Origin of the sequence: Xanthomonas sp. SHU 199 (assembly GCF_000364665.1) — a bacterium.
GTDB classification, from domain to species: domain Bacteria; phylum Pseudomonadota; class Gammaproteobacteria; order Xanthomonadales; family Xanthomonadaceae; genus Xanthomonas_A; species Xanthomonas_A sontii.
In genome coordinates, this window is record NZ_AQOI01000219.1 from 1 (window position 1) to 6682 (window position 6682).

At 70.6% G+C, this 6682-nt stretch carries 4 protein-coding genes; all 4 read left to right on the forward strand.

Annotated features, from left to right (window positions below):
* A partial coding sequence (locus D183_RS24335) for a YadA family autotransporter adhesin (RefSeq protein WP_039726687.1) occupies positions 1-856 on the forward strand: 856 nt, incomplete at its 5' end.
* A 156-nt stretch (positions 857-1012) separates the two neighbouring features.
* Positions 1013-2908, forward strand: a complete 1896-nt coding sequence (locus tag D183_RS0108855) for a S8 family peptidase (protein ID WP_017908691.1) — start codon at positions 1013-1015, stop codon at positions 2906-2908.
* A 281-nt stretch (positions 2909-3189) separates the two neighbouring features.
* Positions 3190-4920, forward strand: a complete 1731-nt coding sequence (gspE, locus tag D183_RS0108860) for a type II secretion system ATPase GspE (protein ID WP_017908692.1) — start codon at positions 3190-3192, stop codon at positions 4918-4920.
* Between the two features lie 139 nt (positions 4921-5059).
* Entirely contained in the window at positions 5060-6274 is a 1215-nt protein-coding gene (xpsF, locus tag D183_RS0108865) for a type II secretion system protein XpsF (protein ID WP_017908693.1), read from the forward strand.
* Positions 6275-6682 lie beyond the last annotated feature (408 nt).

Sequence of the window (6682 nt, forward strand, 5' to 3'; positions counted from 1 at the left end):
CACCGAGGCGGCGCCTGCGGCGTCGGCCGCGACCGCTGCAACTACCGCGGCGGCGACGCCGGTGTCCGGCAGCATCGGCACCGCGCAGGTCGGCGAAAGCACGGCGGTCGCCTCCAGCGCCACGGCGGTGGGGACCGCCGCGCGCGCCAACGACGTCACCGGCACCGCCATCGGTGGCAGCGCCTACGCGCACGGCCCCAACGACACCGCGATCGGCAGCAACGCCAAGGTCAATGCCGACGGCAGCACCGCGGTGGGCGCCAACAGCCACATCGCGGCGGTGGCGACCAACGCGGTGGCGATGGGCGAGGGCGCCAGCGTCAGCGGGGCCTCGGGCACCGCCCTTGGCCAGGGCGCCAGCGCCACCGCGCAGGGGGCGGTCGCCCTGGGGCAGGGTTCGGTGGCCGATCGTGCGCAGACGGTCTCCATCGGCAGCGCCGGCAACGAACGCCAGCTCGCCAACGTCGCCGCCGGCACCCAGGCCACCGATGCGGTCAACAAGAGCCAGCTCGACAACGGCGTGGCTACGGCCAAGTCGTACACCGATGCGCGCTTCGGCACCATGGCCGACAGCTTCGAGGTGCTGCGCGGCGACGTCGATGCGCGGTTGCGCGACCAGGACCGCCGCATCGACCGCCAGGGCGCGATGAGCGCGGCCATGCTCAACATGGCCACCAGCGCCGCCGGCATCCGCACCCAGAACCGGGTCGGTGCCGGCATCGGCTTCCAGAACGGCGAGTCGGCGCTGTCGGTGGGCTACCAGCGCGCCTTCAGCGACCGCGCCACGGTGACCATCGGCGGTGCCTTCAGCAGCGACGACAGCTCCATCGGCATCGGTGCCGGTTTCGGCTGGTGATCCATCGCGGACGGCGGCGCGTGCCGCCGTCCGCCACGCAATGGCCTGAGGGGGCAGACCACAGGACCTTGGCTGGGCCGGCCAACGGATTCGGTAGAGGGAGTTTTACGGCCGCAACTGTCGCCTGATCCACGAAACTTTGAAGAGGACGTCAACGTGATCGACAAGCAAAACCTTCGTATCAATGCCATCGCCGCCGCCATGCTGGCGATGTCGCTGGGAGCCTCGAGCGCGATCGCGGCCAGCGCCTCGGCGCCGCTGCCGGTCAAGGAACCGGGCAGGTCCGCGCCGGCCGATGCGGTGACCTCCAACCGCATCCTGGTGCGCTACAACGCCGGCACCGCCGCGGCCAGCGACCGCAGCGCCAAGCTGTCGACGGTGCAGTCGGCGGTGGGCCGTGCCAGCCTCGGCGGCAGCAACGGCATTTCGCGCGCGGCGGCGGCCAGCGTGCGCGCCGAGTATGTGCGGACCCTGGGCATCGGCGCGGACCTGATCCGCCTGACCGGCAAGCTGAGCAAGGCCGACCTGGACAAGGTGGTGGCGGAGATCGCCGCCGACCCGACGGTGAAGTACGCGCAGGTCGACGCCAAGCTGCGGCCGGTCGACGTGCTGCGGGCCAAGACGCAGGTGCAGCCGCAGTTGGTGCCCAACGATCCGCTGTACGCGCAGTACCAGTGGCACTACAGCAACGCCACCGGCGGCATCAACCTGCCGGCCGCGTGGGACGTGTCCAAGGGCGACGGTGTCGTCGTCGCGGTGCTCGATACCGGCATCCTGCCGAATCACCCGGACGTGGCGGTGAACCTGCTGCAGGGCTACGACTTCATCTCCGACAAGGAGGTCTCGCGGCGTCCGACCGACGCCCGCGTGCCGGGCGCGCTGGACTACGGCGACTGGGTCGAGAACGACAACGAGTGCTACGCCGGCTCGGTGGCCGAGGACAGCTCCTGGCACGGCAGCCATGTCGCCGGCACCGTCGCCGAAGCGACCAACAACGGCATCGGCATGGCCGGCGTGGCGCCCAACGCCACCGTGCTGCCGGTGCGCGTGCTCGGCAAGTGCGGCGGCTACACTTCCGACATCGCCGACGCCATCGTCTGGGCCTCGGGCGGCACCGTGTCCGGCGTGCCCGCCAACCAGAACCCGGCCGAGATCATCAACATGAGCCTGGGCGGCGGCGGCGCCTGCGACAGCGCCACCCAGGACGCGATCAACGGTGCGGTGTCGCGCGGCACCACGGTGGTGGTGGCCGCCGGCAACAACACCGCCAATGCCGCCAACTTCAGCCCGGCCAGCTGCGACAACGTGATCGCGGTCGGCGCCACCCGCATCACCGGCGGCATCACCTACTACTCCAACTTCGGCGCCAAGGTGGACCTGTCCGGTCCGGGCGGCGGCGGCAGCGTCGACGGCAACCCGGGCGGCTACATCTGGCAGAACGGCTACAGCGGCGCGACCACGCCGACCTCCGGCAACTACACCTACATGGGCCTGGGCGGCACCTCGATGGCCTCGCCGCACGTAGCCGCGGTGGCCGCGCTGGTGCAGAGCGCGCTGATCGCCGCGGGCAAGGCGCCGCTGACCCCGGCCGCGCTGGAGACCCTGCTCAAGCAGACCGCGCGTCCGTTCCCGGTGTCGATCCCGTCCAGCACCCCGATCGGCACCGGCATCGTCGACGCCAAGGCCGCCCTGGCCAAGGCGCTGGAAGAGCCGTGCGATCCGGCCACCGAGCAGTGCGCGCCGCCGGCGACCGCGCTGACCAACAAGGTGGCGGTGGCGGGCCTGGCCGGTGCCGCGGGCAACGAAGCGCTGTACAGCTTCGAGGCCAAGGCCGGTGCGGTGCTGAGCTTCCTCACCTACGGCGGCAGCGGCAATGTGTCGCTGTATGTGAGCTTCGGCAAGGAGCCGGGCACCGGCAACGCCGACGCCAAGTCGACCCGTCCGGGCAACAACGAGACGGTGCGCTTCACCGCGCCGCAGGCCGGCACCTACTACATCAAGCTGGTCGGCGAGAGCACCTACAACGGCGTCAGCCTGGTCGCGCGCCAGTAAGCGTACGCGGCGCAGGGAAGCGCCATGCGGTTCCAGGAAACCCGGCTCCGGCCGGGTTTCCTGCATCTGCGGGCAGCGCCGTGTCGGCCCACTCCGCGACCGCTGCAGCGCGCAACGCGACTGCCCAGCATGTCCTGCCAGGATGTCAGGCCGATGACCGCGACGGACCTGCCGGTGCCGGTTCGCTGGCCGCCCGGTAGACAGCGGCGGGGGAGTGCGCCGGATTCGGCGTCGGGTCATGCCGAACTGCTAAAGTCGCACGGTCATCTGGGAGGGATCGCGTGAATGCGCTCGTGAAGGACACTGCCGTCGCCGTGGAGACGCCCGAAACCCGCATCATCGCGGCGTTGCTGGCCAAGGGCCGGCTCAAGGACGGCGACCTGGCGCGCGCGCGGCAATTGCAGCGCGAATCCGGCGGCAGCCTGCTGGCGCTGCTGGCGCGCCTGGGCCTGGTCTCCGAGCGCGATCATGCCGAGCTCAGCGCCGAAGTCCTGGGCCTGCCCCTGCTCGACGCCAAGCAGCTGCCGGCCACCGCGCCGGAGAGCCTGCCCGAGGCGCAGCCGCTGTCGCTGCGCTTCCTCAAGCAGTTCCATGTGTGTCCGCTGGGCGAGCGCGACGGCGTGCTGGAGCTGTGGATGGCCGATCCGCACGACGCCTATGCCGCCGACGCGGTGCGCCTGGCCACCGGCCTGCAGGTGCTGCCGCGGGTCGGCCTGCGCTCGGAGATCGACGACCTGATCGAGCGCTGGTTCGGCCAGGGTCGCAGCGCGATGGGCGCGATCGTGGAAACCGCCGACGGTGACAGCGTCGCCGCCGACGATATCGAGCACCTGCGCGACCTGGCGTCCGAGGCGCCGGTGATCCGCCTGGTCAACCTGGTGATCCAGCGCGCGGTGGAACTGCGCGCCTCGGACATCCACATCGAACCGTTCGAGAGCCGGCTGAAGGTGCGCTACCGCGTCGACGGCGTGCTGATCGACGGCGAGAGCCCGCCGGCCAACCTGACCGCGGCGGTGATCAGCCGCGTCAAGATCATGGCCAAGCTCAACATCGCCGAGCGCCGCCTGCCGCAGGACGGCCGCATCATGCTGCGGGTGCAGGGCAAGGAACTGGACCTGCGCGTGAGCACCGTGCCCACCGCGCACGGCGAGAGCGTGGTGATGCGCCTGCTCGACCGCGAAACCGTGGTGTTCGACTTCCACCGGCTCGGCTTCACCGACGCGTTCCTGCCGCAGTTCCGCAAGGTGCTGGAGCAGCCGCACGGCATCCTGCTGGTCACCGGCCCTACCGGCTCGGGCAAGACCACCACGCTGTACACCGCGCTGAGCCAGCTCAACACCGCCGACGTCAAGATCATCACCGTCGAGGATCCGGTCGAGTACCAGATCGAGGGCATCAACCAGATCCAGGCCAAGCCGCAGATCGGTCTGGACTTCTCGCATGCGCTGCGCAGCATCGTGCGCCAGGATCCGGACATCATCATGATCGGCGAAATGCGCGACCTGGAGACGGCGCGCATCGCGATCCAGTCCGCGCTGACCGGCCACCTGGTGCTGTCGACCCTGCACACCAACAACGCCGCCGGCGGCATCACCCGCCTGCTCGACATGGGCGTGGAGGACTACCTGCTGACCTCCACCATCAACGGCATCCTCGCCCAGCGCCTGGTGCGGCGGCTGGAGCCGACCCATGCCGAGCGCTACGCGGCCTCGCCAGAGGAGATCGAGAAGTTCGAACTGCGCCGGCTGCAGCCGGAAGGCGAGATCTTCCTGTACCGCCCGCGGCCCTCGGCGATCGCGCCGACCGGCTACGTGGGCCGCACCACCATCATGGAATTCCTGGTGATGAACGACGTGCTGCGGCGCGCGGTGATGCGCCACGCCGGCATGGGCGAGATCGAGCAACTGGCGCGTGAGGCCGGCATGCGCACCATGTACGAGGACGGCTTGGCCAAGGCGCTCAGCGGCCAGACCACGATCGAGGAAGTGCTGCGCGTGACGGAGGAAACCTGATGCGCGCGGCGTGCGCTCCGGCGATGACGACGTGTCGCTGCGCCAGGCGCGGGCATCCCGTGTTCGAAAAGGCACGGGCCGCGCGCGATACGCTCTCCCATTCCCGATTCCCCATTCTCCAGTCCCAGCTCCAGCCCTGATGCCGCTCTATCGCTACAAGGCCCTGGACTCGCACGGCGAGGTCCTGGAAGGGCAGATGGAAGCCGCCAGCGAGGCGGAGGTGGCGCTGCGCCTGCAGGAGCAGGGGCATATGCCGATGCAGGCCCGGCTCGCCGCCGAGGGCGGCGGCACCTCGCTGCGCGGGCTGTTCCGGCCCAAGCCGTTCGACGGCGCGGCGCTGGTGCAGTTCACCCAGCAGTTGGCGACGCTGCTCGGCGCCGGCCAGCCGCTGGATCGCGCGCTGTCGATCCTGCTCGAGCTGCCCGAGGACGAACGTTCCAAGCGCACCGTCGGTGACATCCGCGACGCGGTGCGCGGCGGCGCGCCGCTGTCCACCGCGCTGGAGCGCCAGCACGGGCTGTTCTCGCGCCTGTACATCAACATGGTGCGCGCCGGCGAGGCCGGCGGCAGCCTGCACGACACCCTGCAGCGCCTGGCCGAGTACCTGGAGCGCAGCCGCGAACTGCGCGGGCGGGTGATCAACGCGCTGATCTATCCGGCGATCCTGGTCAGCGTGGTCGGCTGCGCGCTGCTGTTCCTGCTTGGCTACGTGGTGCCGCAGTTCGCACAGATGTACGAGAGCCTGGACGTGGCCCTGCCGTGGTTCACCCAGGCGGTGCTGAGCGTGGGCCTGTTCGTGCGCGACTGGTGGATCGTGCTGCTGGTGGTGCCGGGCGTGACCATCCTGGCGGTGGACCGCAAGCGCCGCGACCCCGCATTCCGTGCCAGCTTCGACGCCTGGCTGCTGCGCCAGCGCTTCGTCGGTGTGCTGATTTCGCGGCTGGAGACCGCACGCCTGACCCGCACCCTCGGCACGTTGCTGCGCAACGGCGTGCCGTTGCTGGCGGCGCTGGGCATCTCCCGCAACGTGCTGTCGAACCTGGCGCTGACCGCCGACGTCGGCGCCGCCGCCGACGACGTCAAGAACGGCCATGGGTTGTCGGCGTCGCTGTCCAAGGGCAAGCGCTTCCCGCGCCTGGCGCTGCAGATGATCCAGGTCGGCGAGGAATCGGGCGCGCTCGACATCATGCTGCTGAAGACCGCCGACACCTTCGAGCAGGAAACCGCCCAGGCCATCGACCGCCTGCTGGCGGCGATGGTGCCTGCGATCACCCTGGTCCTGGCCTCGGTGGTCGGCCTGGTGATCATCTCCGTCCTCGTCCCCCTCTACGACCTCACCAATGCGATTGGGTGAGGCGCCACGCTTATGCGCCATGGCGCATGGGGCGCCGAACGCCCGGCCAGGGATGGCCGGGCCGGTGGTTCCGGCGCTCGTCGTGCTGCGCCACGGATGGCAGCGCGTGCGTCTGGCGCAGCGGATCAATGAATCGAAGGAGGCCATGCGCTTGCGAACCGCAGGTTGGCGCATGGCCGAACGCCCGGCCATGGATGGCCGGGCCGGTCTCTCCGGAGCCGGCAATGCGACGCCATGGACGGCAGCGGCCTTGCCTGCTGCGTCCGCGCGGGGCGCCATGGCGCATGTGGCGCCGAACGCCCGGCTTCGGTCGTGCCTCGGGCGACTGCCGCGGAGTGTGACGCCGCGCGGTCCCGGCCGGGAACCTTCCGCCGCCGCCCCTGTCCCATTGCCAGCGGCGCCGCGCGC

What these genes read in the sequence shown, in the direction of transcription:
- xpsF (WP_017908693.1), top strand. Translation starts at nt 5,060, where the DNA reads ATGCCGCTCTATCGCTACAAGGCCCTGGACTCGCACGGCGAGGTCCTG.